The organism is Caballeronia sp. LjRoot31 (genome assembly GCF_964253885.1).
Taxonomy (GTDB): Bacteria; Pseudomonadota; Gammaproteobacteria; order Burkholderiales; family Burkholderiaceae; genus Caballeronia.
The window spans coordinates 223,635-250,502 of record NZ_CAXURX020000004.1 but is presented as its reverse complement, the minus strand read 5'-3'; the positions used below and the strand labels follow the sequence as shown (position 1 = coordinate 250,502).

Here is a 26,868-nt window from a genome sequence, read left to right as displayed (position 1 = left end):
TGACCGGCAGAGATCGTGTCGCGCGTACGCTCAAAGCAATAAACAGGGTTTGTCGTGATATGTGGTCTAGGCCACTTCGTGATCAACACGAGCGCTTGGCGAATCGGCCATACTAGGTCGCACGCATATGACTCCGGTCGAGTACCTAAGCGTTGTGTAGATAGCGAGCGCTTTAATGCGTCATCCGAGAGCGGACAGTCTGTGCCGGAGGGCATCGCGATGCTCAACGGTGAAAGTGGCAGCTAGCGTTTGCGGCGGGCATCAGGCATTCGTGCCACTTCAAACGAAAATCGTCGCGTCGACGGACCTGAGCATGTCCATGGCTGCAGAATGGGCATAACCGCCTCCGTGTTGACTTCAGTGGGTTGATATTCGACAGCTCGGTGGGCCGCCGCTATCGCAGATTCATGAGCGAGCAGACCGACGAAGGGTTCGGAGGAATTGACGGAAACGGCTGTTTTCATCAATCGGTCAGAGCAGGCAATAGTGTCCAGCCGAGTACGCCTTCCACCCCCGTAGGCGTTTTAAGAATTCTTTAAGTTTGTCGCCCTAGGCTACTGTTAGTAGTGTGGATTGCGTCTGAGGTTGTCGCGCGCCGGCCGCTTCGCGGCGACCGGTTCCATGTTGCCTGGAGCGATGTCATGCAAGCCGGGAATTTCATGCGTGCGCTGTTCGCAGCGTGCCTCGTGCCAGTGTTAGCAACTGGGTGCATGCCACGTCCAGCCGTGTCGTCGCCAGTACCTGGAAGGGCAAGCTTAGGCGTAACTTCGACGACCCCGCACGTCACCTCGACCGGGATTGTGACGGACTTCGCGGATGTCGTGCAACGGGACGGCCCGGCGGTAGGCAATATCCGTGCTGTTCAGGGGACGCCTGTCGCCAACATGACACCTCTTTGGCCGCCGGCGGCGAACGAACACGACCCGTTTATCCAGTTTTTTAGACAATTCTCGCCCGGCCAGTCCAGTCAATCTTTGCTGCCCCTTGGAACGCTCGGTTCAGGGTTCATCATTAGCCCGGATGGATATATTCTCACCGACGCCCGAGTCGTCGCAGGCGCAACGCAATTCCGGGTCAAACTGGCCGACCGGCGAGAATTCAAGGCGTCCGTCGTAGGAGTCGACGTGCCAGGCAATATTGCGTTGCTGAAAATCGACGCTCATGGGCTCCCGACTGTGAAAGTCGGCGCGCCGTCCGATGTAAAGGTTGGCCAATGGGTGGTCTCTATCGGTGCCCCGTACGGGTTTGAAAATACGGTCACGGCCGGAATTGTCAGTAGCAAGGCTCGATTGGTGCCGGACGAAACATATATTCCACTAATCCAGACAGACCTGACCCTCAACGCCGGCGATTCCGGAGGCCCACTGTTTGACCTGAACGGGGACGTTGTCGGCGTCGATGCGCCAGTTCATCGAACGTTTCAGGGACTTTCCTTTGCGATTCCGATCGACGTTGCGATGAGAATCGAGCACCAATTGAAGGCTTATGGGAAGGTTGAGCACGGGCGTCTGGGGGTGACGATTCAGGAAGTCAGCGCCCCGCTCGCTCGGTCATTTGGGATGACGCAACCGGTTGGCGCGCTCATCAGTTCAACCGACAGGAACGGCCCGTCGCCAAAAGCCGGCTTGCGGGCTGGCGATGTCATATTGAAACTTGACGGCCAGAAAATCACCGATTCGACGCAATTGCCGGTAGCCGTGGCCGAGTTGCGGCCAGGTTCCGCAGTTCGGGTTGAATTTTGGCGGGACCATCGAGCACATCAAATATCCGTGGTGTTGGGGGCAATGCAGAATGAGTCGCTTGCATCGGACGCATCGGGCATAACCAGCCAGACAACGGTTAGGCAGTATGGGTTGACGGTACGCGCTCTGACATCCGAAGAGCGGCAGAAGTTGGGAGTCGCTAGCGGAGTTCGCGTCGAACAGAGTCCGGGGCCGGCGGCGTTGGCTGGTATTCGCCCCGGAGACATCATCTCCCGTGTCGACAACACGCCGGTATCAAATGTCACTCAGCTTCGTCATGAACTACATAACGCCGGAGGCGATGTTGCCCTGCGAGTTCGGCGGGATGGACAACCGATTTTCGTGGCAATCAACCTGGGATAGGTGGTACCCGCGCGGGATGCTCCTGAGTTCAAGGCGTTCGACGGAGGTCAATATGAAGCAACATTCGGGATTACGGGTGAGTGCCATGGTTCTCCTGTGCGCCGGCACCACACAGCTTGCCTTGGCTATGCCGGCGAGCCTTCCGGCAGTACAGCACGCGGGTGTCATAAGCTATCTGTCTGGTGGAGTGGGGAGCGACCAGTCTGCGGAAATGAAGGGCGAGATGCATAACTATCCGCTCGTTCTCGAGTTCGCCGGCAAGACGAATGCTGGCAACGACTATCTCGCAGATATACCCGTCCAGATTTCCGACGCGCATGGCACCGTCTTGGTGGATACGAACGCCCGCGGCCCGTTCATGCTGGTCTCACTACCGGATGGCCGATACACCGTGACCGCCAGATACAAAGGAACGCAGCAACGCCGAGTGGTGAATGTCGCAACCGGCGTGCACGAGCATGAAGCGTTCATATGGCCTATGTAGGAAGTGGAGCTGCCTATGGGCGGCGAGCGACTTCACCGATCCTTCGGAGGGCCAACATTCTGACGCCTGGGATACGCGGTGGCGGCGACGTTTCGTTTCTCAGCGTAGCGGACACGAAGCGGAACACAGAGTCGTCCCTGATTGACGGCTCGATAAAGCGCAGTCGAACACATGAGAGACCAAATGACATCGAAAATTTTTAAACTGCTGGCGGTTATTGTGGTCGCTGCACTGGCAGCATGTCACTCGGGCGTCAAGCTCAACCAGGGCACAAACGCAAACGGCATTGGTGGCGGTGTCGGCGCACAAACGAACCCGAACGCCGTTGCTCAGGTCAGTGTCGACCCGCTGAACGACCCGAACAGTCCGCTCGCTAAACGCAGCATCTACTTTGACTTCGACGTCTATACCGTCAAGCCTGAATATGAACCGCTTCTGAAACTGCACGCAGATTATCTGAAGAGCCATCCACAACGCCATGTACGCATCGAGGGCAACACCGACGAACGCGGCTCGAGCGAATACAACCTCGCGCTGGGTCAAAAGCGTTCCGAGGCGGTCCGCCGTGAACTGGTTCTCTTCGGCGTTCCCGATTCGCAACTCGAGGCGGTCAGTTTCGGAAAGGAAAAGCCAGTCGCAACAGGACATGATGAAGCATCGTGGGCGCAAAACCGCCGCGCCGATTTGGCTTATCAGCAGTAGTCTCCGAGGCTCAGTGCATCGGACTGCTTCGCAACTGGGCGGTGAGATTACGACGACTTTAGTTCCGTCAACGGCCTTGGGGCTGCGACTCGCAGTGCAACCTCGCCATTGCTCTGTTATCGCTCAAGCGCGTCGGGGTCGTTGAGCCGATGCGGTAGCTTGCCAGCGGTCATCCGTTGTCGGCTTCTCAGAAAATGCGCACTAATCAGTCAATGGAGTCCTCGTCGTTGAAGTATCGGAGAATTTTCGGTCGCGGCGCAGAATACCCTGACGAAACAAAAATCAAATGGATATAAGCCTCGAACGTACGGAGGGCGAGGTGAAAGCAGATGCGAAAGAAGGCATGGACGGTAGTCGTCGCAAATGGTTGCTTGCAACATCGGTTGCGGGGGCCATCGCCGGCGTATCCACGCTTGTGCCGTTCGTCAATTCGTTTGCGCCGTCAGAAAGAGTAAGAGCGGCGGGCGCACCGGTCACTGTGTACATCAGCGATCTGATGCCCGCCAATATGGTGACAGTTGCGTGGCGCGGTATGCCGGTATTTCAAGTCAACCGAACAAAGAGCATGTTGAGTGATGTGGTCAAAGCCAATCCCTTGGTCGCTGACCCCTCAACCGACCATCCGTTCTCGACGCCGCTGCCAACCTACTGCAGGAATGAATACCGCGCGAGCAAATCACCCGAACCTCCTGGTTGTTGTGGGAGTTTGCACGCATCTTGGATGCACATCGCGACCGAGATTTCAGCCGGGCCCACAGGACAACTTGCCGGACGATTGGCCAGGCGGCTTCCTGTGTCCGTGCCATGGCTCTACATACGACCTCGCCGGTCGTGTCTTCAAGAATAAGCCGGTTCCGCAGAACCTGGATTTGCCGAGCTACATGTTTGTGACACCGATAAGTGTTCTGACTGGCCAGGACGAGAAAGGGAGAGGCATAAATGGACTGTTCATGCTTTCGTAGAGCGTGCGACCGTGGAACTATTGTCTTACAACCCGAGTACGCTGCCGATGTCGATCGTTTGGCACACGGCGCGGTGTCTCCCGATATCAAGGGCGTGGGTAGCAATGCTGTGCGTTAGGTAGCTGCGTTGCTCCTGTGTCGGCTTTCCACGGCTTGACGCGTACGAGGCATGCCCCGGTTGGTTTGGGACGAGGCTCTCGAGTTCAGGCCCAGATTGATGAATTGCTGGTGATGCAGAACGGGGAACGAACTGGATTGAAGGAGTCGTCGAGATGAATGTACGTTTGGGATTGTTGCGCGCAAGCGCTGCGCTGCTCATTACGACAGGTGTGGCGAACGAATCGGACACCCAAATTGACCATCAGCCAGCGGGTCGTGCTTTTATGGAACAGAGCGCCGACGAGTCCGCGCAATCAAGTACCGACATGTCTTATGGACAAGTACGTCATGTGGCCGACTCACCAACTCAAGCCACATCGGACACGTCCTATGGTGGCGTCTTCAACATTCATAGTGAGACCGGGAGTCCGCATATTCGAACTTGCTCCACGGGGATTCAATGTAACGGTACCTTTGGACAATGAGGCACTGCTGACGTAGGTGTGGTCGTGTCTCGGTACGCACGATTTCCTCTTTGCGTGCGGGCCGCGAATGAGTTACGAAAATCGAGCACTCGATTGGGGTGCGAGGAGGCCAACCCCTAAACCGTTCCGTTGCAATTCTCATCGCTCTCATCACAAGCCTTGAAGATGAGCGAGTAATTCCTCGTTTTTTAACGATGTAGCACTAGAAAGGAGACAAGTGATGAAAGCAGCCCTTAAACCTGCGCTCAGGGTGGTCGGCGCAGCAGCTGTCGCGTGCGCGGCACTGAACGCGTCGGCCGCGACGGTGACGATCGCGACCTTGAACAATCCGGACATGATCGAACTGAAGAAGCTGTCGCCGGCGTTCGAAAAGGCCAATCCGGACATCAAGCTCAACTGGGTGATTCTCGAAGAAAACGTGCTGCGCCAGCGCGCCACTACCGACATCACGACTGGGAGCGGCCAGTTCGACGTGGTGACGATCGGCGCCTACGAGACGCCACAATGGGGCAAGCGCGGCTGGCTGACACCGCTCACGAACCTGCCCGCCAGCTACGATCTGAACGACGTCGTGAAGACGGCCCGCGACGGGCTCTCATATAACGGCTCGCTGTACGCGTTGCCGTTCTACGTCGAAAGCTCGATGACGTACTACCGCAAGGACCTGTTCGCGGCGAAGGGCATGACGATGCCCGATCAGCCGACCTATGACCAGATTCAGCAATTTGCCGACAAGCTCACCGACAAGGCCAATGGCGTCTACGGCATTTGCTTGCGCGGTAAGGCCGGGTGGGGCGAAAACATGGCGTACGTAACCACGCTAGTGAATACCTTCGGTGGCCGCTGGTTCAACAAGAAGTGGGAGCCGCAACTGACCTCACCGGAATGGAAAAAGGCCATTAACTTCTACGTCAACCTGCTGCAGAAAGACGGCCCTCCGGGAACGAGTTCGAACGGCTTCAACGAAAACTTGACGCTGATGTCTTCTGGCAAGTGCGCGATGTGGATCGACGCGACGGTGGCGGCAGGGATGCTCTATAACAAGGAGCAGTCGCAGATCGCCGACAAGGTGGGCTTCGCTGCCGCGCCGATCGAAGTCACGCCGCGTGGTTCGCACTGGCTGTGGGCCTGGGCGCTGGCAATTCCGAAGACGTCGAAGCAGAACGCAGCCGCGAAGAAGTTTATCGAATGGGCCACCTCGAAGGACTACATCGAGATGGTCGCGAAGGACGAAGGCTGGGCCTCGGCGCCTCCGGGAACGCGTCAGTCGACCTATGCGCGCCCCGAGTACAAGGCGGCGGCTCCGTTTGCCGACTTTGTGCTGAAGGCGATCGAAACGGCGGATCCGAATCACCCGACGCTTAAGCCGGTGCCATACACCGGTGTGCAGTTCGTCGGCATTCCTGAGTTCCAGTCGTTCGGTACCGTGGTGGGCCAGAGCATCTCGGGCGCGCTCGCTGGACAGATGACGGTCGATCAGGCGCTGGCAGCCGGGCAGGCCACGGCCGAGCGCGCCGTGCGTCAGGCGGGCTATCTGAAGTGAAGCAAGCCGGATGACGCCAGCCAGCCGGGCCTTGCAGCACCACGGGCCGTCATGTCGCTATCGTTCCGCTCGAGCCACGTGCGGGTGGCTCTGATGTGATGGACGGCTCTGTCGGGTTGATGGGAAGGCGGCGGTCGAATGAAGTGATGAAGAAAACGAAATCGCTTTATCACGGTCACCGCTTCCCCGCCGTTGCCATCAGCTGCGCGGTTCGGTGGGATTTCCGGTTCAGCCTGAACGAGCGCGACATCGAGGAGTTAATGCTCGAACGTGGTGTCGTGGTCAGGTACGAAACGATCTGTTGCTGGCGCGACAAGTTCGGCGCTGGATTCGCCCATTGCGCCAAAGCGGCGCGGCGCAAGCCGCGCAGCACATGGCATCTGGACGAAATGTTCGTGACGCTGTGTGGCGAGACATATCTGTGATGGCGAGCGGTCGACGAGCATGGTGCCGAACTTGACGTGCTGGTGCAAAAGAGGCGCGACAAGGCTGCGGCAAAGCGCTTCTTCCGGGGCGGATGCGTTCAAACCCGGTGCCGCACAGAATCGTTACCGATCAGCTGCGCAGCTATCCAGCGGCGAAGGCTGACATTCCCGAGCTCGCTCATGTGAAGCACGTTTTCGTCAAAGCGGCTGCACGCGTGAACAACCGTGCCGAGGACAGCCACCAGCCGACACGCAGGTGCGAACGCCAGATGTGCGGTTTTCGCGATGCGCGTCGCATGCAGGCATTTCTCTCATGCTTCGGACCAATCCGGCAGCACTTCGCGTTGCCCAGACATCAAATGAACGCGGCATGTCGTCGTACCGCACTCAAGGAACGGTTCGCCACATGGCATGGTTGGACTGTTACTGATGCAGTCGAGAAAGCTATCTGATAAGGATAACTATTATTCAGCTATACAGGTAGTCTAGCCTGCCAACTTGAGAGAGCCCAAGGCGGTGTACCTCGCGTACTTCAGGTGGCCGGAAACGCAGGCCAAGCTCGGTGCGGTTATGTTCCGTTCTGAGATAGCCATGCGATAACCCCCTTTCAGGGGCCGGGACGTGATTCTGGGACTTTTTTTGGGGGGAGGCGGCTGTTCCGCCGTTATCGCTGGTTTTTGCGCTTGCCGGCGGCACCGTCCAAGAATGCAAAGTGCTCGACCTGCAAGTGCTCCGGCATCGACGGACGTCCAGCAACCACTCCGAATCTCTTTCGTCTGGCTTTTCGGTTGCGTGTCCTATTCGTCCATGCGGAATCGCTTCGTGGCGGATGTTTATCGGACGCCTTGCATGAGACCACAGGCGGCGAAGACCGTTGTCACCCGATTGTCGGTCTGGAAAAGCAAAGAACAAGGGGCGCAGTGCAAACCGGCCCCCCTCAGCATAAGATATCTAAATTGGGAGCGTATACTCGCCCTGCGAATCTGCGAACTCCAGTGAAAGATCACGCTGTCTGGCTGGAGCGGGTGGCGATGGTAGAGCACGTCGCCCCCTCGACCGTTCACCGTCGCGGGTGCTCGCACAACAAACAAGCTAAGGCCATGTCTACTCCGCCCACTGCAACGAGCTCGTCGACAGTCTGTGTAGCCCACACCTCGACGGCGGCTTCGGCAGATGGCCTCACTGGCGATGAAGCTCGTCGGCGGTTGGCAACGTCGGGCCCGAACGCGATCCCCGATACGTCGGCGAACCCGTTGCGCATGGCCCTAGAAAAGTTCTGGGCGCCCGTTCCGTGGATGCTCGAAGCTGCCATCGTGCTCCAGTGTGCACTGGGGAAATTCGTCGAAGCTGGAATCATTGCCGGTCTGCTTGTTTTCAATGCTGCACTCGGTCTATTCCAGGAAAGCCGTGCCCAGGCGACGCTCGCTGCGTTGAAATCACGGTTGGCCCTGACCGCGTCGGTCAGGCGCGATGGTACCTGGCTGACTATACCCGCCGCTGAATTGGTTCTAGGAGACGTGGTCAAGCTGTCGCTCGGTGGTGTAGTTGCTGCGGATATGCGGCTCATCTCTGGAGGAGTCTTGCTCGACCAGTCAATGCTCACTGGCGAATCAGTGCCGATTGAAGCTGGCGTAGACGCGCAAACTTTTGCCGGCGCGCTGGTACGGCGAGGCGAGGCGGTAGCGGTGGTCACCGCGACCGGGGCGCTCACCAAGTTCGGCCGGACCGCCGAACTCGTCCGTACCGCCCACGTAGTGAGCTCCCAGCAAAAGGCGGTTCTGCGCGTAGTGCGCAATCTCGGGGCGTTCAATGGTCTTGTCATCGCAATGCTGGTGGTCTATGCCTACTTCCTCAAAATGCCAATTGCAGAGATCGTCCCGCTTGTGCTGACGGCGGTGCTGGCATCGATCCCGGTTGCGCTTCCGGCAACCTTTACTCTTGCGGCCGCGCTTGGCGCTCGGGAGTTGGCAAAGCGTGGCGTGTTGCCGACGCGTCTCTCCGCGGTGGATGAAGCGGCGACCATGGGCGTGTTATGCGCCGACAAGACAGGCACCCTGACGCGCAATGCGCTCGCGGTCGCCACCGTCTGGCCAATGCCAGACTTCGATAAGCAGCGCGTCCTGACGCTGGCGGCACTGGCGAGTGCAGATGGCGGACAGGATCCTGTCGACGGGGCCATTAGGGTTGCGGCCTCGAACAACGGGGTTTCCGACGTGCCTACATTGATCAAGTTCACACCATTCGATCCGACGAAAAAGATGTCAGAAGCGATAGCAACAGATTCGGCGGGGGGCACACAACGGATTGTAAAGGGGGCCTTCACTTGGGTCGCAGGGCTCGCAGAACCATCACAGACTGCGGACGCGGCGGCGAACGAACTTGAGGGGCAGGGCTTCCGGGTTCTCGCAGTCGCGGCGGGATCCGGGGCGGCGCTGAAGCTCGCGGGGCTGGTCGCGCTGAGCGATCCACCTCGTTCAGACTCAGCAGCGCTCGTGACGGAATTGCACGGATTGGGCGTGCGAACGCTAATGGTGACGGGAGATGCGGCGGCGACCGCAGCCGTTGTGGCGCGCGCGGTGGGACTCGATGGCGCCACATGTCCGCCCGGTCCAATCCCGGAAGGGTTGCAACCGACAGCGTTCGCGGTCTTCGCTGGCGTGCTGCCTGAGGACAAATACAAACTCGTCAAGCAGTTCCAGGCGGGTGGACAGATCGTCGGTATGTGCGGCGACGGCGCCAACGACGCGCCAGCGCTGCGCCAGGCGCAAATTGGAATCGCGGTGTCGACGGCGAATGACGTCGCCAAATCGGCCGCGGGCATGGTGCTGACTGAACCTGGGCTCGGCGGCATCGTTGCGGCAGTGAAGGAAGGGCGGGTGACATTCCAGCGCATCCTCACGTACACGCTGAACTCAATTATCAAAAAGGTCGTGGCAGTACTTTTCCTGGTACTCGGCTTGATCATGACCGGGCACGCCATCCTGAACCCGCTATTGATGGTAATTGTGATGATCACCGGCGACTTCCTTGCCATGTCGTTGACGACGGACAATGTGCAGCCTTCGAAGTTTCCGAATGCATGGTGCATTGGCAACCTTACGATCGTGGGTGTTCTTCTGGGCGTTTGCTTGTTGACCTTCTGCGTTGGAGTGTTAGCCATCGGCAAATTTGAGATGGCCCTCGGAAGCGACGAACTGAGAACCGTTGCCTTTGTTGTCCTGGTGTTCGGTAGCCAGGCGATGCTCTACGCGATTCGTGAGCGCCAGCACATATGGGGCTCCCGGCCGAGCCTCTGGCTCGTCGTATCGTCCGTTGCCGATATTGTGATCGCATCGACATTGGCTATCGGCGGGATCGCTATGACGCCTCTGCCGGTTTCAATAGTGGCGGGCGTGCTTGCCGCGGCTGCTGCTTTCGCTTTAGTCATGGGCCTGGTGAAGGTCCCCGTATTCGCTCACTTCAGGGTCGCGTAGAGCGTTATCCGAGCCTTCCCGGGTCTCAATATTGCAATGTGGTGGCGTTAGTCACGAGAATCGATCGGTGGAGGTGATGCAGCGGGAGAGGTCGGGATCGGGTACCTCAAACGATGAAAGTGACTCGGGTTGGCCGCGCAGACTAGAGGATACGAATGGAAATCAGATCAAGCGAATTTCGCGTGCCGGAAGGCGATGAGGTCAACTTCCGGAAGTGGCCAACGAGGATAAAGCCCATATACACGTCGAAGGAACATTATCAAAAGCTACTCGGGGAGCACGTCGCGCAGCTTAGCTCGCTGCAACAGCTTCTCTATGCGTCCAACCGCTGTGCCATCCTGCTGATCTTCCAGGCAATGGATGCGGCGGGCAAAGATGGTGCGATCAGGCACGTGATGTCTGGGGTCAACCCCCAAGGCTGCCAGGTATTCAGCTTCAAGCATCCCAGCGCCACCGAACTTGAGCACGATTTTCTCTGGCGCACCACCCGTGATCTACCGGAACGCGGGCGGATCGGCATCTTCAACCGATCCTACTACGAAGAGGTACTGATTGTCCGTGTGCATCCCGAGATCCTTCACGGCGAAGGATTGTCGGAGGCACTGCTCGATGAGAAGACAGTCTGGTACGACCGTTATCGCTCGATCGTGGATTTAGAAAAGCACCTACGCGTTAATGGGACCCGAATCATAAAATTCTACCTCCACCTCTCGAAGGAGGAGCAGCGCAAGCGGTTCCTAGAACGTATCGACGATCCGGAGAAGAACTGGAAATTCAGCGGTGCGGACATCGAGGAGCGGAAATTCTGGAAACAGTACATGGCAGCGTACGAGGCGTGCCTCAGTGCGACTAGCACCCGGGATTCGCCCTGGTATGTCGTTCCTGCCGATGACAAGGAGAACGCGCGCCTGATCGTGTCCCAGATTCTGCTCGATGCACTGGAAGAACTGAAAATGGCTTATCCAACAACGACCGCAAAGCGACGGCAGGAATTACAGGCTATCCGCAAGCGGCTCGCGAAGTGACCGTGAAGTTGTGTCCGCGCATCTGTATTGCTTCTGACGCTTCATGCGACTGCGTAGTCGTATGAAAGGGCGCCACGTAGCCGAAGTGATCTGAATCGACGCGAAACAAAGCGGCGAACGCTAGGGCGGCGTCATTACGCTGGGTGACGCGCTAGGATTTGTCGGCGGTCACGCCCAGCCCTCCAAACTCGCCGCAATGGCGGTGATGTGGAAGACGGAGCCCACACCTGCGCCATTCAACCTTGCCGCTTGGCCGTTACAAAGCGAGCGGCGCAATGCCTGGAGTCTGCAGATTCCTTACGTGCTGACTCCATTCGTCACGCACACGATGGATACCGTCCTGCCTGGCGTGGACGCCGTCGAAGCCGATGCGGTCAAGCGCATCCGTTCTGGCATCCCGGCAGTCGTGGCGCTCAAGAAACTGAGCGCCACGTCAACCGGTCCTGGCCCGCTCGCGCAGTTCGAACAGCATAAAGCCGATCTGGGTTTCGGTTTTCTGGTGCAGCGCTATCCTGACCAGCAGGATGTCTCCAAGGTCACAGAGGCCGATATCGCGCAGGCGTCACGCGATACGGTCCTCAACGTGTTCTTGCTGTTTTGGAGCATTCGCCTGTTGGAGGCGTGCGGTTTGTTGATGCTCGCGTACTTCGTGATCTCGGTGATCTTCTCGTTACGCGGCGATATTTGCCGCCAGCGCTGGTTCCTTCTGCTCGCGCCGTGGACGATCCCGGTACCGTTCATCGCCTGTGAGATGGGCTGGGTGATTGCTGAAGTGGGCCGCCAACCCTGGACGGTGTTCGGTGCTGGTAACCGAGGCAGCGAAGCGGAGCCCGTGATAAAGCGATTTCGGCTTTTGTTTCTCGGTCGCGTCATCTTACGCAACCACATCGCCAACGTGACAGCGCCTGCCTGACTGTCGAGCCGGCAGGCGCAGCCTATCCCGGACTATTTCGCCACTGCCGACGAGGCTGCCTTTGAATCGGTGCCGGACGTCGCCACTTGATTTGGATGAGGCATGGCACTGAAATCCAGCCAGTCGTATCTGACGCTGTCCTGAACCTGTTTAAGGACCTGATCGGCCTCATAGTATTTACCCAGGCTCAACAAACCTGCCGCCTTGTCGACGTCCTCCGTCGTCTGCTTGAGAGGAACGATCTCCATCGTATAAGAAACACCCACGTTGGCAAGTTTCAATACCTTCATTGCGGCTTCAGGTTGTCCTTTCTTCAAATGAGCATTAGCCGAAGTAACGGCGCTTGTCTTGGACGGAGTGGAGAAATCGTCACTGACAGTAATGTCAGTGCCAACTGGTAGCCAGGACACGGCTGTTGTGACCTTTGGCGCAGTTGAAGCATAGGTGCGCGATGGAGGTGGCTTTAGATCCGTCTCGGCTTTGAGAAAAGAGGTGTTGTCCTTTTGAGCGATCTTGAGTGAATCTTGTGCTTCCTTCACGAGCTTAGTGGCTTGCGCCGGGCGACCACTGAAGATCGCTATCCTTGCGCGTTCGATATCTTCAAACGCCTTGGTTCCTTTGCTGGAAAGCTTTCCCATGTCGTTAAGCGCCGCGTTGGGGCGTTGAGCCGCGTTCACGTTCATCGATAAGCATGTCGCAGCGACAAGTGACGTAACTGCGACGATCGGAATCAGTCGATTAACCATTGCTTAACTCCTTCATTAGGAATGCGACGCGAAGTGAGATTCGCAAGCGCCGCGTTGCGAAATTTCAACGATATTTTTGAGCGTACCGTGCTTCAGCGGTCCAAGCGGGCTGCGATTGACGTTGATACCTTCACGATAGGGGGGGCGTCTTAAAGGGCACTTAAATACGGCACATCTGCGAACCGGTGGACCAGTCACCTTTGCTAGTCACCACCGCGTTGGCGGGGGGCGGGTCTGCTTGCTTCTCGCGCACAATCCTTGCCACTGCGGTATCGCCAAGGCAAAAGACGATCGCGCAAATTCGATTGCGATGCAATTGGTCTGGTCGAGCAAGTGAGAGTCAAACGGATCTATCCTAGGGCGTCGAACGTCACGGTACGTCAATACTCACGAGAAATGTAGGACGCGAGCACTGGTGGATCGTCTTTTAGCCGGGCGATGAGTCATTCTAATCAATGCCTCCAGAACCGTTGCGATTTCGGTTGGCTGGGACCGACGAGCATTATCAACATCCTACGTGGTGAGCATTTTGACGATTCCAATCGAGGCGCTATGATGGCCTAAAGGTTGGTGTGTGCTCTGTCGACTGATGCGAACTTTCACACCGTGCTTAACACGCGGCGACCTCAACCGCTCCTGCACCGTTCAAGGCTGCCCAAACGGAATTCACTCGGGATTCGTCACGGACGGCGACGGCAAGTAGCGTGCCGCCGCGCTGAACCACTTTGTAAAGCTGGCTTTCCTGCGATGCCTGGCCTTCTCCACCCAAAAAAAGTTCGAAAAACTGGGCAGCTCCGCCTTCCGAGTGCACTCTCGGGTCATCGAGCGGATGATATGCGGGGGGCGCACGCATCGCATCATCCCACGAGCCGATATCACGGTCGCGTGAGTGCACGCGGACGTCTTCGCGAGCAATTCCGTCCTGCGCTAACCGATCGACCGCAACTTTTGCATCTTCGAACTTGTTGAACACACCAATGACTGTGGTTGCCATTGCGATATCCTCAAAAAGATAAAGCTGATGCGAAGGGCACGGGACGGTAGTTAACGATACTTCCGGTACGACGACTCCTCGCTCTCTCACAAGTTAGAGCATTTTTTTCAAGGACCGTTCGTGCGAACGCGACATTCGACCGTGAAAACCCGTCTTTGAAGAACGTTTTGAGTGCACACTGCTTTCGATTGGATCCTCCATACATGCTCTTGATCAAGGAACGACGATTGTTCGGATTCTCTAACGTCGGCCAAGCTTGCTTTCAAACGGTTGACTGATGCCCGGGTTGCTCTGGTCCATTAATACTCTTACCCTCCTTTTAACTAAATGGAAAGAGCCACGCTGAGCACGTCCACTCAGGACGCTGTCCCCTCGACGTTATCGAGCCCGGGCGCCGTTAGATTCTGGATAGCCGTCGTCATTATCGCTATCGGCACGGGGGCGAGCGCTGCAGCGTTAACATCTTTGCTCGTGGCTGTGCAGCACTTGATGTGGCCCGGACCGGGCACATCTCTTTTGGCTGCGACGCAGAATGCCTCGGCATGGCGCCATGTTCTTGTGTTGGCGGCTGCCGGCGTGCTCACCGGTGTCGGGCAAATTGTGCTGGTCCGCTTATCAAGCGGAAACGGCATCGACATTACCGAGGCAATCTGGTTTACCGCTGGACGCCTTCCTGTAGTTCGGACGCTGGGCAGCGCCATCCTTTCGGTCATCGTTGTCGGAATGGGCGTATCGCTTGGCCGAGAGGGGGCGCCTAAGCAGGCAGGTGCAGTGATCGCAAATGTGGTCTCCGACGTTGCGCGCTTATCGGACCGTCAACGTCGACTGCTGGTCGCGTGCGGCGCAGGCGGCGGCATGGCGGCGGCATACGGCGTTCCGTTGGGCGGGGCACTTTTCGCCCTGGAAGTGCTTAGAGGCGCGTTATCGCTGCGGATGGTGCTCCCCGCATTAGTCACCGCTGTCGTGGCCACCGCTGTTTCCTGGATCGTCCTTCCAGACATGCCGACCTATCTGATTCCCGCCTATCAAAACTCATGGTCGGCCGCCTTGTGGGCGTTGCTGTTCGGTCCGATCGCTGGCGTCGTTTCGGTTGTCTATGTGCGAAGCATTGCGTTTGCTGATCGAAACAAGCCGCAGGGCTGGCGGAGAATATTGGCGCCTCTCCTTGTACTTGGCCTGTTGGGCGTTATTTCAATCAAATTTCCCCAACTGCTGGGCAATGGCAAGGATATTGCCCAGGTCGTTTTCGTGGGACAGTACACGCCGGCACTGCTGCTCGCGCTGCTGTTCCTGAAGCCGATGGCCACTGCGCTGTGCCTGGGTTGCGGCACGCCAGGCGGTCTGTTTACGCCCTCTCTCGCACTAGGCGCCCTGCTGGGTGCGGTACTGGGACACGCGTGGGATTGGTTGTGGCCCGGGGTGCCGTTAGGACTTTTCGCGGTGATTGGAGCGGCCGCCGTTTTGGCGGCGACCACACAAGGCCCAATTTCCACCGTCGTCCTGATAATGGAACTGACTTCGCGCGATCGATCGTTTATCGTGCCGCTTCTTCTTGCTGTAGCAACCGCAACGCTCGTCGCTCGGACAATCGAACCACGATCAATCTACGAAGCGCGCCTTTCCGAGGATCAGGTCGAAGCTCGACGCAAGGCTCGCGATGCGTCGTCCGAATGACGCAACCCAGACGCGCATCGCTGCAGGAACCAGAAGCCATGTCTTTGCGCGTTGAATGTATCGAGACAACGGCCTTCAAGGCGGAGCAGCGCCGACCAAAGACACGGTTGCAGTCAACGTCGGTAAGATTGTTTGCTGGTGTGCCTGCGATGCGCAAAAGGCCGCCTTGGCAACATCTGACCATTGTCTGGAGCCCCGGGCAACGTCAGATGTATCAGATGTGCCCGTGCGATTTGTTAGTGGAGTAACTGTAACCGCAGGGCCTGCTTGGAGGCCGCTGCTCGTGAGTTGCTTGAGAGCTTAAGGTGTGTGTGGCCGCGCATCCCTATGGATGGTTCGGTCACAAAGGAGCAATACGTGATCATCTTTGCCAAGGGCACGGCAGGCCTTACTTCGCGCTTCGCGACGCGCAAACGGGGGACGTCCTAGTGATGATCGTTATGGTCCACGACGTTGAACCGCCCCGATTTGGTCAACTGCTTGATTTTGCCCATGAACGACGTTTTCGGAGTCTTCTTACATTCATCAACGACTAACCCGACGGGGTTTGCGGCATCGACTACGAGCTCATCGGTTCCTTTCACGGCAGGCTGGTTGACGCCAGCAGCCCAATACACCAATGCCGGCTTGTAATTGTCTTCAAGCGCCATGAAGTCTTCGCATTTCATTTTTGCCGGCCGTACCTTCATAGGCGCTTGCGCAGATGCGATCTGCGACAGACCTAGGCCCACCACGAACGCTCCAGTCAATACTTTTTTCATGACAGTTTCCTCGCTCAAAAGGTGCCGCTCCGTATTGGACTTGGACCGTGCCCAAGTCTAATTCGACTTCAGCTCACGCAGCGGTCATACTTTTAGCCGTCTAACTTGCCCTACTCGTCTAAATTGTATGAAACGCCGGCATCTCATCTCTCAGTTCTCTCCACTCGACGATTCCACAGCAGGAATATATCCCTTGGCTCATGCCGCACTGAGACGCTTCAATAGCGCACGTCCGTCCGGTGTCAGTTGAACCACAGAGACTTGCGAGGGCAAAGTCACAAATTCCACCAACTGTTCTTGAGAAAGTGCGTTGATATCGGGCGTATTCGCGACCGCCAGGGCCGGAGCAGATGCCAAAAACAGTAATGCTGCAATTTCGTGATGACTAAGGAAGCGTTTCATAAGTTCTCTGTCGTTCGTTTCTCTTGGCCCGATGTTAATTCGAAATGGCATTCGGCTCGCTCTGCCTATATAAGTCAAGACGTAGATAATTAAGACTGCGAAGAAAGTGGCATCAGCTCACGTTCCCGGGCGAAGCTAGGATTGGTAGGAGCGGAGACGAACGCAGAAAAGCCAGGACCGTATTTCCCAAACCGCTTCAATATGTAGCGCGAATCGAACGGTCGTCTACCGGCTGACACGTGGGGAAAACCGTCGTGGAAGCGGCGAAGTAGCGCCTGCGACTCGTATAGAGAGAATATGCATTGAATCTTAAGGAGATCTTAATCCACGATCATGTTATGGATCGGGTAACGAAGCACGCCCGGAGGCTTGGCGTAGCGCCAGATAGTCTACCTAAGGTACCCAGCCAGAACGGTAGACTAAGGAGCGGGGTGACCGGGGCGATTGATAAATTCACGTTGCGTGAATGCCGCTAGCGAGAAATCTTGAGCAGGAGCGCTTCGTCGGTCACGCCACCTTGCGGCAACCGACCTTTATTCGACCAGCAAAAGAAGGTGGCCATCAGGGTCGGTAATCAGCGTCGCTGACTCATTCGAATCCAACCGGAGAACCTGAGACGGGGCGTTCAGCGCTGCCACGACGCCTCGCAAACCACTTAAATATAAGACGAGCCTGTCACTCGCGATGTCAGTCGGGCTGGCAAACTGCCTAAGCGCCGTTCGAACCGGACTGCGGTAGCCGAGAAGCTCAATGTGAGGCGTTATCTGCGGAAAGGTTTCAAGCGCGATAACCTCAACCACTGCGTCCTTCAACGAGTCGAGCGCGCCTTGTTCGCTTCCCGAATTGGTCTGATGGGAGCCGACCCTCAGACCCAAGACTTCGGTATAGAACTCAATGCTCGCTTGGACGTTGGATACGCTGATCGCGGAGTGATCGATTTTGTTGGGAAAAGCCTGTTGCGCACCGCCGCCGGCAGCGGAATCGCCGGGAAGCTGAAGCAGTTCTACTGGGTGTCCGTCCGGATCGCGGAACTTGAACGCCGTTGCGCCCCCACTACCCGGGGGTAACTGTATGGGCGACGGTACTGCGCCCGGTTGACCAGAGATAGCTGCCGGCAGGGCAGATGTGCTGTCAAGCCGGTATAACTGTCGAATTGCGTTGTCGATGTTATTGCAGCGTATGGCGAAGTGCTGAAACCAGAGGTCCGCCGATGTGCTGTTCGCCGGGTACGGACGCGCGTTTGTACCGACTTCCGTAAGTTCCAGTTCCTGCGCGCCGAGGCGCATACGCTGCACGTTCACTGCACGGTCCCCGAAGCCAAGCAGGCCGACCAGCGCATCCTCCATCCTGAATGCTAGGCCACTCGACTGAAAACCGAGGCGCTCCCGGTAAAAAGCGACACTACGGTCCAGCTCCGAAACGTTGCGACTGATGCGCACAATGCGATTGACATGTCCCGTGTTCATAGCTCCTCCGCTAGCGAAAGTGTCCCGGTCGATGCACGGGTTCGATGTGAAGCTGGACGGTCATAAGGACCGCCGGCTGGTCCCCGATCGTGTCTGACCGGTGCCCTATTGAGGCACTGCCTCGTCTCGGATCTGCTCAGCGTGAGACGTCGCGCACATCTGGATCAGGCCGAGCGGGTAGTCCCGGTCATCGGCATCAAAGTAAAAGTCGCTGATGGCGAGTGTCTTCTGGAGCGCGGTTTCGCTGGGTTCCCGCACCAGCGCCATCAGGATTGACTGGTGATGCCGCATGTAATTGCGGCCGACCTGATCGGAGCCATTTGCAAGCCCATTCGGATGCATCTCGTTTGCGGAACGCAATAGCAGAAAGGGCTGACGAAAGGGCGCCGCAAGCGACCACGACGATGTCCGCTGTGTAGCGTTCCGGCACGCTCGCTTGCTCGACGTGCACGCCGGTAACGGTTGGCCCTGATGCGTCGGTCTGAAGCCGGGTGACGTAGGCATGCGTCATCAGCGTGAGGTTGGGGTAAGCGGCGAGCGCAGGATCGACGCACACGACCTGAGCATTAGCTTTGCCGTTCAGCAAACAAGGAAAGCCATCAAAAGCGTCCCAGCGGATGCAGGTGCTTGTCGGTGTGACCTTGGCATTCTTCTCATCGAGAAGAATGCCAAGCCGTAAGTGAAACGGATGCAAACCCGCCTTCTCCAATAAGTCGTGAAGTGCCTGAATGCGCGGCTCGTGGGACACAACCGGGTCAGGGAAGGGCCTGCTCGATCGCGGCTCGGAGGGCTCTTCGCCGCGCTCTCCGTGGACGTGGAACAGGCGCTCGGCTTCCCCGTAATACGGTTCATAGTCGGCCAAATTCAGTGGCCGCGCGGGTGACACGCCTGCCTTGTGCTGAAGCTCGTCGAAGTTGCGCTCGCTTAGCCTGAAGAGTGCCGTTCCGTAAACCTTCGAGTTGCCGCCGACATAGTAATGAAGTCCCGGATGAAACTTGCGTCCATCGCCGCCGTACCATGTTTCGCTTGTCTGACAGATGCCGTCGACGAATACCGTATTGGAATCCCAGTTGGCCGGCTCCCTCTTTAGATAATCGCCTCGTTCCAGCAACTGGATGCGTTTGCCGGTGGACGCAAGCTTATGGGCAAGCGATGCGCCTCCGGAGCCGCTGCCGATCACGACGACGTCGTAACGATTCATGGGTTCTTAATGAGCTTTGTTGTTAGCGAACAATAGTGGCTGCAAAAGCAGAGGCGATGGCTTAACTCTCGACTGGGATCGGTGCAGAGCCCTTGCCGCTGGTCGCACTTGCTCATTACGATCCCGCAAGAATCAATCCTGTGTGCCGTTTGTAAGTTCTTCTGGAGCCAGTGTCAATGACCGTGTCCGGTAACGCAGCCCGCGATGATCAGAAAAGGTCAGAAATCTTTAATACCGCGGCGAACAGACAAATTATGGCTGTCGTGCCGGCGACTAACCCGATCAACACCATCGCGAGGACGCTGCTTTCGATAACCCAACGGGAATGGTCATGTCTAACCCTTTGCATCGAAAATCCTTGAGCGTTGCCGGTGCTGTTCGTCCACTGCCAGGTTCGCGTCTCGCATACAGCGTCGTTCTGGTCTGGAGTGGTTAAAGGCTATGTGGTTTATCTTAAGCGAATGCTGAATTAAAGAGAGTCATAAATGACATGAAGCTAAAGTTCACTTAGTCTTGCAATGGGATGTGCACAGCACCCATCTCTGGTTGCAGCTTGAGAAGAGGGTCTTATGTTCGCCTGTCCGATAACCAGATTGACGGCCCCGGATCAACGCAGCATTGCCCAATGAACAAGGGCCGCGCATGCCTCTCGGACCCAGGCGAAACAAACTGCAAAGATATACTGCCAGTTTCGACAGAATGCAGAAATATGTTTCCACGTGCGTTTTTTCGAGACGCTGAGAGCCTTATTGCGCCGTTACCTCAGTGCGAAAATATGGTTCCAGGTCAATGCAAAAATATCCTTCCTGTCTCGCAAGTGAACCCCAGCCTGCGATTCAGATGCGGATTCGGCTGCCTGCTTGAACTGCCCGGTGCTCCTCAACCCGTCACCATTTTGGCCGTGAATATTCTGAGCACTGCATGATCGTGCTTGGGGCTTGCACCAATATGGGCTTGCGCTCGAGACGATAACCATTGAATTCGGCACGTTCACAGATCGTGCGGTCTCCCTACGCCGTCTTTGCCCATCGCGCATACCTCGCACCTTCGGCGGCGCAGGGCGTCCCGACTCATTGCAAGAGGCGAACGAACCATGCCGAAGTTTGCGGCGTATTCAAGCGTGAGTACCGTCTCACCACAAGGCAAGTGCACTACACGAGTGCGCGAAGTGATCGGAAGGATCAAGTCTTGTCGAATTCGGGACTCTCCGCGTCGGCTATCGAGGACGGTGGCCACGTGGTTCAATACTGACTTAACAATCCTAAGCTCCTCTGCGCAGAACTTTAAGTATTCCTTAAGCCGATCGTCCTAGGCTCCAATCGTCGTGGTGACATATGTACGCGTGTCTCACGCGCGACTGTCGTGAGATGGCGCTCTGTTCCACGTCGGTTGGAGCAAGGCTATGCGAATCGGGAATCTGCTACGCGCGCGGGTCGAGGCGTCTCTAGTGGCGGCTTTGTTTGTCGCGTGCATGACCCGGTCGAACTATTCATCGCCGGTGCCGCGAGCGACGCGCGTCAGCGCCACGCCAACAGTACCCCACATGCTGTCCATAGGAATTGCCACGGACTTCTCAAAGCTTGCGCGGCGCGATGGGTCCACCGCGGTCAACATCAGTGCGGCTCGCGGAAGCACTGTTGCTGGTCTGATGCCGCTTTGGCCACCCGCGTCGAGTGAACATGACCCGTTCGCCCAGTTCTTCAGACAATTTTTGCCTAACCCATACGCTAGTGGCATCTTGCCCTCGAGAAACCTTGGCTCCGGCTTCATCACCAGCCCTGATGGATACATCCTTACCGACGCCAAAGTGGTCGCAGACGCGATGCAAGTCACGGTCAAGCTGACCGATCGCCGCGAATTCAAGGCCACCATCGTTGGCATAGACCCGCAAAGCGATGTTGCGCTGCTGAAAGTCGATGCACACGGCCTACTGGCGGTGACAATCGGGACACCGTCGGAAGCGAAGGTAGGTCAATGGGCCGTATCGATCGGTTTACCTTATGGTTTTAAAAATACGGTTACCGCCGGCATTATCAGCAGCAAATCGCGATTAGTTCCGGACGAAAGCTATATCCCGCTGATTCAAACTAACCTGACCCTTAACGCGGGTGAATCCGGTGGGCCGCTGTTCGATTTGAACGGCGATGTCATCGGGATCCAAGCGCCCGTTCACCGTGCTTTTCAGGGTCCTTCATTCGCGATTCCGATTGATGTCGCAATGAGCATCGAGCAGCAATTGAAGCTTCATGAGAAAGTCGAACCTGGCCACCTGGGCGTGACTATTCAGGAGGTGACCGCCGCTCTCGCACATTCCTTTTGGATGGCCGAGCCGGTCGGCGCGCTTATCAGTTCAGTCGACGAGAACGGTCCACCGGCCAAATCTGGCTTGCGTGCCGGAGACATCATCCTGCAGGTGAACGGTGTAACGATCGCCGACTCAACGCAATTGCCGATGGCCATAGCGGCCTTGCGCCCGGGGTCCGTGGCGAGCGTTGGATATTGGCGGGACCATGAGAACCATGAGGCTTCGGTCGCACTGGAGTCTATGCGGCGCTACGCGTTTGCCTCGGACGTGCCCACTCGGACCACGGATGCTCAGATTGGCTTGACGGCGTGCAGTCTGGCATCCGAAGTGCAACGAAAGGCTGGGGTGACCGGCGGTGTGCGCGTTGAGCAGAGCTCAGGCCCTGCGGCGCTGGCTGGTATTCAACCGGGAGACATCATCTCGCGGATCGGCAATGCACCGATGTCAAGCGCAGCTCAGTCGCAGGAAGAACTCAACAACGCCGGTAACAACGTTAGGCTGCTGGTTCAGCGTGATGGTCATCCGATTTTCGTGGCGATCGAATTAGGATAGGTGCAGCTGCGCCGGATGCTCCCGCATTTCGATACTATCGAGGGAGGTCAACATGAAGTCATGTTCAATATTGCGATTGATTTTCGCGATTCTAGTGCTCGCCGGAGGCACACAGGTTGCGGTGGCTGTACCGGCGAGCCTTCCGCCAGTGCAGCACGCGGGTCACATGAGTTACTTGTCCGGAGGTGTGGGAAGCGATCAGTCCGCGGCAGTCATGGGCGCAATGCGTAGCTATCCGCTTGTTTTCGAGTTTGTCGGGAAGACGAACTCCGGGAACGACTATCTCGCAGATATACCTGTCCAGCGATGTGCGACACCGACAGTCGATGATGTGGCCTCGGTTGGATTACTAAAAATGTTCTGTTAGGGCGCAGAACCCCTCGAAAGAATCACTATCAAATAGACATGGCCTTGAATGATTGGAGCGCGAATTGAGAGCCGACCAGACAGATCGCGTGGACGGTAGCCGTCGCAAATGGTTGATTGCAACATCGGTCGCAGGAGGCATCGGTGGTGTTGCTACGCTTGTGCCGTTTGTGGAGTCGTTCGCGCCATCTGACAAAGCCAGAGCAGCGGGCGCACCAGTCACGGCGGACATCAGCTCGCTGAGACCGGGTGAGATGATGACGGTTTCCTGGCGCGGAATGCCGGTGTTTCTCGTCAATCGGACACGAAGAATGCTGGCAGATGTGGTCAAGGCGAACCCACTGGTCGCAGACCCTTCTACTCGCCATCCGTTCTCCATGCCGTTGCCGGACTACTGCAGGAATGAATACCGCTCGCGTGAGAATCACCAGAATCTTCTTGTCGTCGTCGGCGTTTGTACGCATCTTGGGTGCACACCCAGACCGCGATTTGAAGAGGGTCCACAAGCCAATCTACCTGACAACTGGACCGGAGGCTTCCTGTGCCCATGCCATGGCTCGACGTATGACTTGGCGGGCCGTGTGTTTATGAACAAACCGGCACCGCAAAACCTGGACGTGCCGCGTTATATGTTCGCATCGTCCGCGAGCGTGTTGATTGGGCAGGACGAGCGGGGGGAAGCCTGATCGATGCACCCCTTGTTCCGGGCTGCAGCAGACATGAGTGGATTTCAAGATTAGAAGCAGTGTGTTCGAGAGGTCAGTCCCTAGCCGCGGGGGTTTGTCGTTTCTCTGACCATACCGGGAGAAACCCAATGTCCCTGAGTTTTTCGCAACGCTAGACTTCGGGTAGAAGGCCAGTGCTTTTCGAGGCCCAACTGGCTTCCGATACCATCGCTGATGCCACACTTAGTCTGACCACGTGTTGGTTCGTACCAACGGGTTATGTGACAGGAGATACTGTGAGAGCCTTGCTGATTGCAGCTGCAGTGGTTGCTGCACCGATACCGCTAGCGTTAGCTGTGGAGCTCGATCAATCGCCGGCGTCTTCCAGCTACCCGCCGCACGTTCACAAAAGTGGCGGACATGGGCTTAGGTGCTGTTTTCTCTCTCTCAGACCTTTTAGAACATTGCAACCGAAAAGCACACTTTCCGGGGGCGCAAGCTCTGGTTACGGATTTTCTTATGGAGGGTCCTATGAGACTTCTACTCCAAAGCTGAAATACCGGGCACCTCGTCTGCTGTATCCTCATCACTAGGCCAGAGCGTCAGTTCAATTGAGCCAGAGCGGCATTTCCCCGTATCAGCCCTCGGAGAGGGCTAACCGGCTGAATACTTCTGCTACGCGCTTTCCGCATAATTTGGTTTGACGTTTCATTGGCAAACCAATGTTTTCGGGGAATGACCATTCGCCACACTGCAGCTATTGTCAGCGTGCTGTTGAAAATAGGATTGCGGAGTGGCCGTTGCTATCGAGCAAGAGTGCAGTGCCGGCGTGAGTGACTTCAGGAGCTGCACGGTCATCGGACTCCTAAAATTGTAGCTGGCTGCCCATGGCTCGTGAACATAGGCGGCCAGCATACAAAAGAGGCAGTCGTCGATCACGAATATGAAATTTGCGGTTCGGTTAGCTTTGCGCGATTCGATCGATCTCGACCGGTATCGTTCAAATTGATCAGGCCACTCATTGAAAGGCCGAGGTAGATGGGCAAAATCGTTTCCCTGACGCATTGTCTTGCTTCGTTGTAAAGCGGTCTGGTCACACCGCGCCGCGAAGCATGATGACGCATCCGGTTTCTCGTCTGATACTCCGCTGATAGTTCGATGCGGAGCGTCTCGTGCAGACAGCTGGACAGAGCGACGGGCCGGTCGGAAATTGCTGGGCGGCGCCCGTTCTACAGCCCCTCGCTCATTCTTCACCAACGCCGCTCAAAAAGACCTGGCCATTACGATCCGGCTGCAGAGCGTAGAATCACAAAAAAGCATCTGTTCAATAAAGCTACGTTGCGTATGCAGCGACTGTGGGGCCGGTGGCCGGAGGGCCAAGTTGGCTTCGCAATCCAGTCTATGAAGTGAAAATGAAGCAATTCGTTAGGATGATGGCGATCGCGCTAGTTACAGGGTACATACGCAGCGAACTGCCCTGCAGACGCGCAAGTCCATGATGTATTCGCGTCGTCCCGATTTTCCCCCGCTTTTCCCTACCGCGATAGAGAACCATTCGTCTCGCTCAAGGTGCGTCCTTACAGGCCCACGAACATCGACGCAACCGGCGAATCTCTCAGCGGTTCCTAGCTATTCATGAAAATTTCAACGTTTCGCATCGGTTGATCCTTCAGCGTCGCTCCGTCCTCCAAGAGGCTCTCGGGAGCCTCCTTGCCGATAACGGCGCCCAGGCACGAGGGCGATCACCAAAAGTACTGCCAGGCCCACCACGAAGCCAATCATTGACTGAGGCATATCAAACTCCTTGACGACTCAGTTGATATTTTAGGCCACTGCTACCTTTAAGTGAATTTTTGTTCATGTTGGCGGTTTCATCGGCTCACCGAGGGTGAGCTCGACCGGGGCTCATCACCTCTGAGGAGTTTTAATTCAAGTTGTAAACTTGGATTCCGTGGGGTGCCAGTCGCGCGTTAGTCCGCTGCGCTTGTTCCGGTCTCCATTTGCGCTGGACGTTGGACGTATGAAGAGGCCAACGAACCTGGCAACAGGATGGAGGCAGGCGCGCGACTCAAGCCAAGGGAAGCGTTTTCGCAGTCCGCTGCAATCCTGTCAGTACGCCGCATACGCAATCCACGGCCAAAGATTGCTGATCATTCTTTAGTCACGCAGGCATCGAAATCTACCAACACTACTAAAACCTCCGAGAAAATTATCGGTGATTTAAGCCTGTTCGTCCGCAGACACTTCAGTCGTCAGGACGAAGCCTCCATCGTCAAATCAGTAACTTAAATAAAGTTTCATGAAAATGCTTTGGTGAAGCTGCCGACAATATCGTAAGGTTGTTGCAGATTCACCTTCATACTGCTTTCGAGTTGATAAATGAGACAGGCAGGGAAGATGTCACCTGACCATATCGACCGGTACGCGCGTTTTTTGAATGCCGGTTTTGATCTTCGACGTTTCGGCCGACATGCTGATCATGTTGGTACGCATCCTCCGTGTTTAAGCCTGCGGCCCCCACAGGTCGGTTATCGACTTCATTCTTGTAGCCTGTATGTGGCGTCCTGCCGACGGCCCGCACGCGACATCGTTTCTGCACAGTGGTTGGGAACGGCGTCTCCCTTTCTGTCGGCGCAATCGAGGGAGCGGGGGAAATGACCAAAGCGCGCGTATTGACTATAGAAGACGACCCAGTGAGCGCGAACGAAATTGTCGCGGAGCTCGAGAGAGGTGGATTCGCCGTTGAGTGCGTCAGCAATGGCCACGATGGCCTTGTCCGGGCGATGGGAGGCGAACACGACATAATCACGCTGGACAGGATGCTTCCGGGATTGGATGGCCTTACGATTCTTACCGCCATCCGTGCCGCCGGTATCCAAGTACCTGTGCTGATGCTTAGCGCGCTCGGAGACGTTGACGAACGAATACGCGGTCTGCGAGCCGGAGGTGATGATTATCTTACTAAGCCCTTCGATCCTGAGGAGCTCGCTGCGCGTGTGGGCGTGCTGTTGCGCCGACGACTTAATCACTTGCCGAACCACACAACGGTTCTTGAGGCGGGTCCGCTAAAGGTCGATCTGGTATCCCGCAAGGTCACTCGCAATGAAGTGGAAGTTGCATTGTTGCCAACTGAATACCGCATCCTTGAATTCATGGTCAGGCATTCTGGTCAGACGATCACGCGGACGATGCTGTTTGAAGTGGTCTGGGGATACCACTTCGACCCGGGTACGAATCTGATCGACGTTCACATGGGGCGCCTCCGCAGAAAGATTGATCAGCAGGGCACCAAGGCGCTCATCCAGACGGTTCGGGGCTCCGGGTACATCTTGGCATAAACGTTCCTTGATCAGCCATGTTCCATTCATCCGAGATTTTTCCCTTGCAACCCAGGCGCGGCTGGCACGCCCCAGCTTGCGCTGGCTTTCGATCACCGATTCGCAACGTTGTGGATCGGCTTCGTTGGCTGATCGGCGACAAACGCGATCACGCACAATACTGCGCCAGTCGGGCGCTTATA

Annotated in this window: 17 protein-coding genes and 2 pseudogenes; 13 read left to right on the top strand and 6 right to left on the bottom strand. The window is 56.8% G+C overall.

Going from position 1 to position 26,868, the window contains the following annotated elements:
- Window positions 1-641: 641 nt before the first annotated feature.
- From ACSQ8V_RS39100 to ACSQ8V_RS39060, 9 genes and pseudogenes are all read left to right on the top strand, one after another.
- Window positions 642-2,105: a trypsin-like peptidase domain-containing protein gene (locus tag ACSQ8V_RS39100; RefSeq protein ID WP_436209461.1), complete on the top strand. Its 1,464-nt coding sequence runs from the start codon at window positions 642-644 to the stop codon at window positions 2,103-2,105.
- 52 nt (window positions 2,106-2,157) lie between these two features.
- Window positions 2,158-2,589 carry a carboxypeptidase-like regulatory domain-containing protein gene (locus ACSQ8V_RS39095; RefSeq protein WP_436209460.1) on the top strand — a complete coding sequence of 144 codons (432 nt, stop codon included), beginning with the start codon at window positions 2,158-2,160 and terminating at the stop codon, window positions 2,587-2,589.
- 183 nt (window positions 2,590-2,772) lie between these two features.
- Window positions 2,773-3,291, top strand: a complete 519-nt coding sequence (gene pal, locus ACSQ8V_RS39090; RefSeq protein ID WP_436209459.1) for a peptidoglycan-associated lipoprotein Pal — start codon at window positions 2,773-2,775, stop codon at window positions 3,289-3,291.
- 343 nt (window positions 3,292-3,634) lie between these two features.
- Window positions 3,635-4,253, top strand: a pseudogene (gene petA / locus ACSQ8V_RS39085) (ubiquinol-cytochrome c reductase iron-sulfur subunit).
- Between the two features lie 804 nt (window positions 4,254-5,057).
- Complete coding sequence (locus tag ACSQ8V_RS39080) at window positions 5,058-6,380, top strand: ABC transporter substrate-binding protein (RefSeq protein ID WP_436186729.1); 1,323 nt, start codon at window positions 5,058-5,060, stop codon at window positions 6,378-6,380.
- 146 nt (window positions 6,381-6,526) lie between these two features.
- Window positions 6,527-7,257, top strand: a pseudogene (locus ACSQ8V_RS39075) (IS6 family transposase).
- A gap of 648 nt (window positions 7,258-7,905) precedes the next feature.
- Window positions 7,906-10,278: an HAD-IC family P-type ATPase gene (locus ACSQ8V_RS39070; RefSeq protein ID WP_436209458.1), complete on the top strand. Its 2,373-nt coding sequence runs from the start codon at window positions 7,906-7,908 to the stop codon at window positions 10,276-10,278.
- Between the two features lie 155 nt (window positions 10,279-10,433).
- Entirely contained in the window at window positions 10,434-11,303 is an 870-nt protein-coding gene (locus ACSQ8V_RS39065) for an ADP-polyphosphate phosphotransferase (RefSeq protein ID WP_436186726.1), read from the top strand.
- Window positions 11,304-11,436: 133 nt separating this feature from the next.
- Window positions 11,437-12,216 carry a cytochrome ubiquinol oxidase subunit I gene (locus tag ACSQ8V_RS39060; RefSeq protein ID WP_436209573.1) on the top strand — a complete coding sequence of 260 codons (780 nt, stop codon included), beginning with the start codon at window positions 11,437-11,439 and terminating at the stop codon, window positions 12,214-12,216.
- A 32-nt stretch (window positions 12,217-12,248) separates the two neighbouring features.
- Here ACSQ8V_RS39060 and ACSQ8V_RS39055 read toward each other — a convergent pair whose 3' ends face one another.
- Together ACSQ8V_RS39055 and ACSQ8V_RS39050 are read right to left on the bottom strand one after the other, a co-directional pair.
- Window positions 12,249-12,962, bottom strand: coding sequence for a YfdX family protein (locus ACSQ8V_RS39055; RefSeq protein ID WP_436209457.1), 714 nt, complete (start codon window positions 12,960-12,962; stop codon window positions 12,249-12,251).
- Window positions 12,963-13,572: 610 nt separating this feature from the next.
- A complete protein-coding gene (locus ACSQ8V_RS39050) occupies window positions 13,573-13,956 on the bottom strand; it encodes a hypothetical protein (RefSeq protein ID WP_436209456.1) in 384 nt (127 codons plus the stop codon).
- Between the two features lie 516 nt (window positions 13,957-14,472).
- On the opposite strand from ACSQ8V_RS39050, the gene ACSQ8V_RS39045 reads away from it, so the two are divergent.
- Window positions 14,473-15,630, top strand: coding sequence for a chloride channel protein (locus tag ACSQ8V_RS39045; RefSeq protein ID WP_436209455.1), 1,158 nt, complete (start codon window positions 14,473-14,475; stop codon window positions 15,628-15,630).
- 425 nt (window positions 15,631-16,055) lie between these two features.
- Here ACSQ8V_RS39045 and ACSQ8V_RS39040 read toward each other — a convergent pair whose 3' ends face one another.
- From ACSQ8V_RS39040 to ACSQ8V_RS39025, 4 genes are all read right to left on the bottom strand, one after another.
- On the bottom strand, window positions 16,056-16,391 hold the full coding sequence (locus ACSQ8V_RS39040; RefSeq protein ID WP_436209454.1) for an HdeA/HdeB family chaperone: 336 nt from the start codon (window positions 16,389-16,391) through the stop codon (window positions 16,056-16,058).
- Window positions 16,392-16,589: 198 nt separating this feature from the next.
- On the bottom strand, window positions 16,590-16,793 hold the full coding sequence (locus ACSQ8V_RS39035) for a hypothetical protein (RefSeq protein WP_436209453.1): 204 nt from the start codon (window positions 16,791-16,793) through the stop codon (window positions 16,590-16,592).
- Window positions 16,794-17,326: 533 nt separating this feature from the next.
- On the bottom strand, window positions 17,327-18,259 hold the full coding sequence (locus tag ACSQ8V_RS39030) for a VOC family protein (protein ID WP_436209452.1): 933 nt from the start codon (window positions 18,257-18,259) through the stop codon (window positions 17,327-17,329).
- A 196-nt stretch (window positions 18,260-18,455) separates the two neighbouring features.
- Window positions 18,456-19,439: a GMC family oxidoreductase N-terminal domain-containing protein gene (locus ACSQ8V_RS39025; protein ID WP_436209451.1), complete on the bottom strand. Its 984-nt coding sequence runs from the start codon at window positions 19,437-19,439 to the stop codon at window positions 18,456-18,458.
- Window positions 19,440-20,862: 1,423 nt separating this feature from the next.
- Here ACSQ8V_RS39025 and ACSQ8V_RS39020 point away from each other — a divergent pair.
- From ACSQ8V_RS39020 to ACSQ8V_RS39010, 3 genes are all read left to right on the top strand, one after another.
- The gene (locus ACSQ8V_RS39020) at window positions 20,863-22,317 is read left to right on the top strand and encodes a trypsin-like peptidase domain-containing protein (protein WP_436209450.1); all 1,455 of its coding nucleotides are present in this window, start codon (window positions 20,863-20,865) and stop codon (window positions 22,315-22,317) included.
- A 431-nt stretch (window positions 22,318-22,748) separates the two neighbouring features.
- On the top strand, window positions 22,749-23,369 hold the full coding sequence (gene petA, locus ACSQ8V_RS39015) for a ubiquinol-cytochrome c reductase iron-sulfur subunit (RefSeq protein ID WP_436209449.1): 621 nt from the start codon (window positions 22,749-22,751) through the stop codon (window positions 23,367-23,369).
- 2,633 nt (window positions 23,370-26,002) lie between these two features.
- Window positions 26,003-26,686, top strand: coding sequence for a response regulator transcription factor (locus tag ACSQ8V_RS39010; RefSeq protein ID WP_436186724.1), 684 nt, complete (start codon window positions 26,003-26,005; stop codon window positions 26,684-26,686).
- Window positions 26,687-26,868 lie beyond the last annotated feature (182 nt).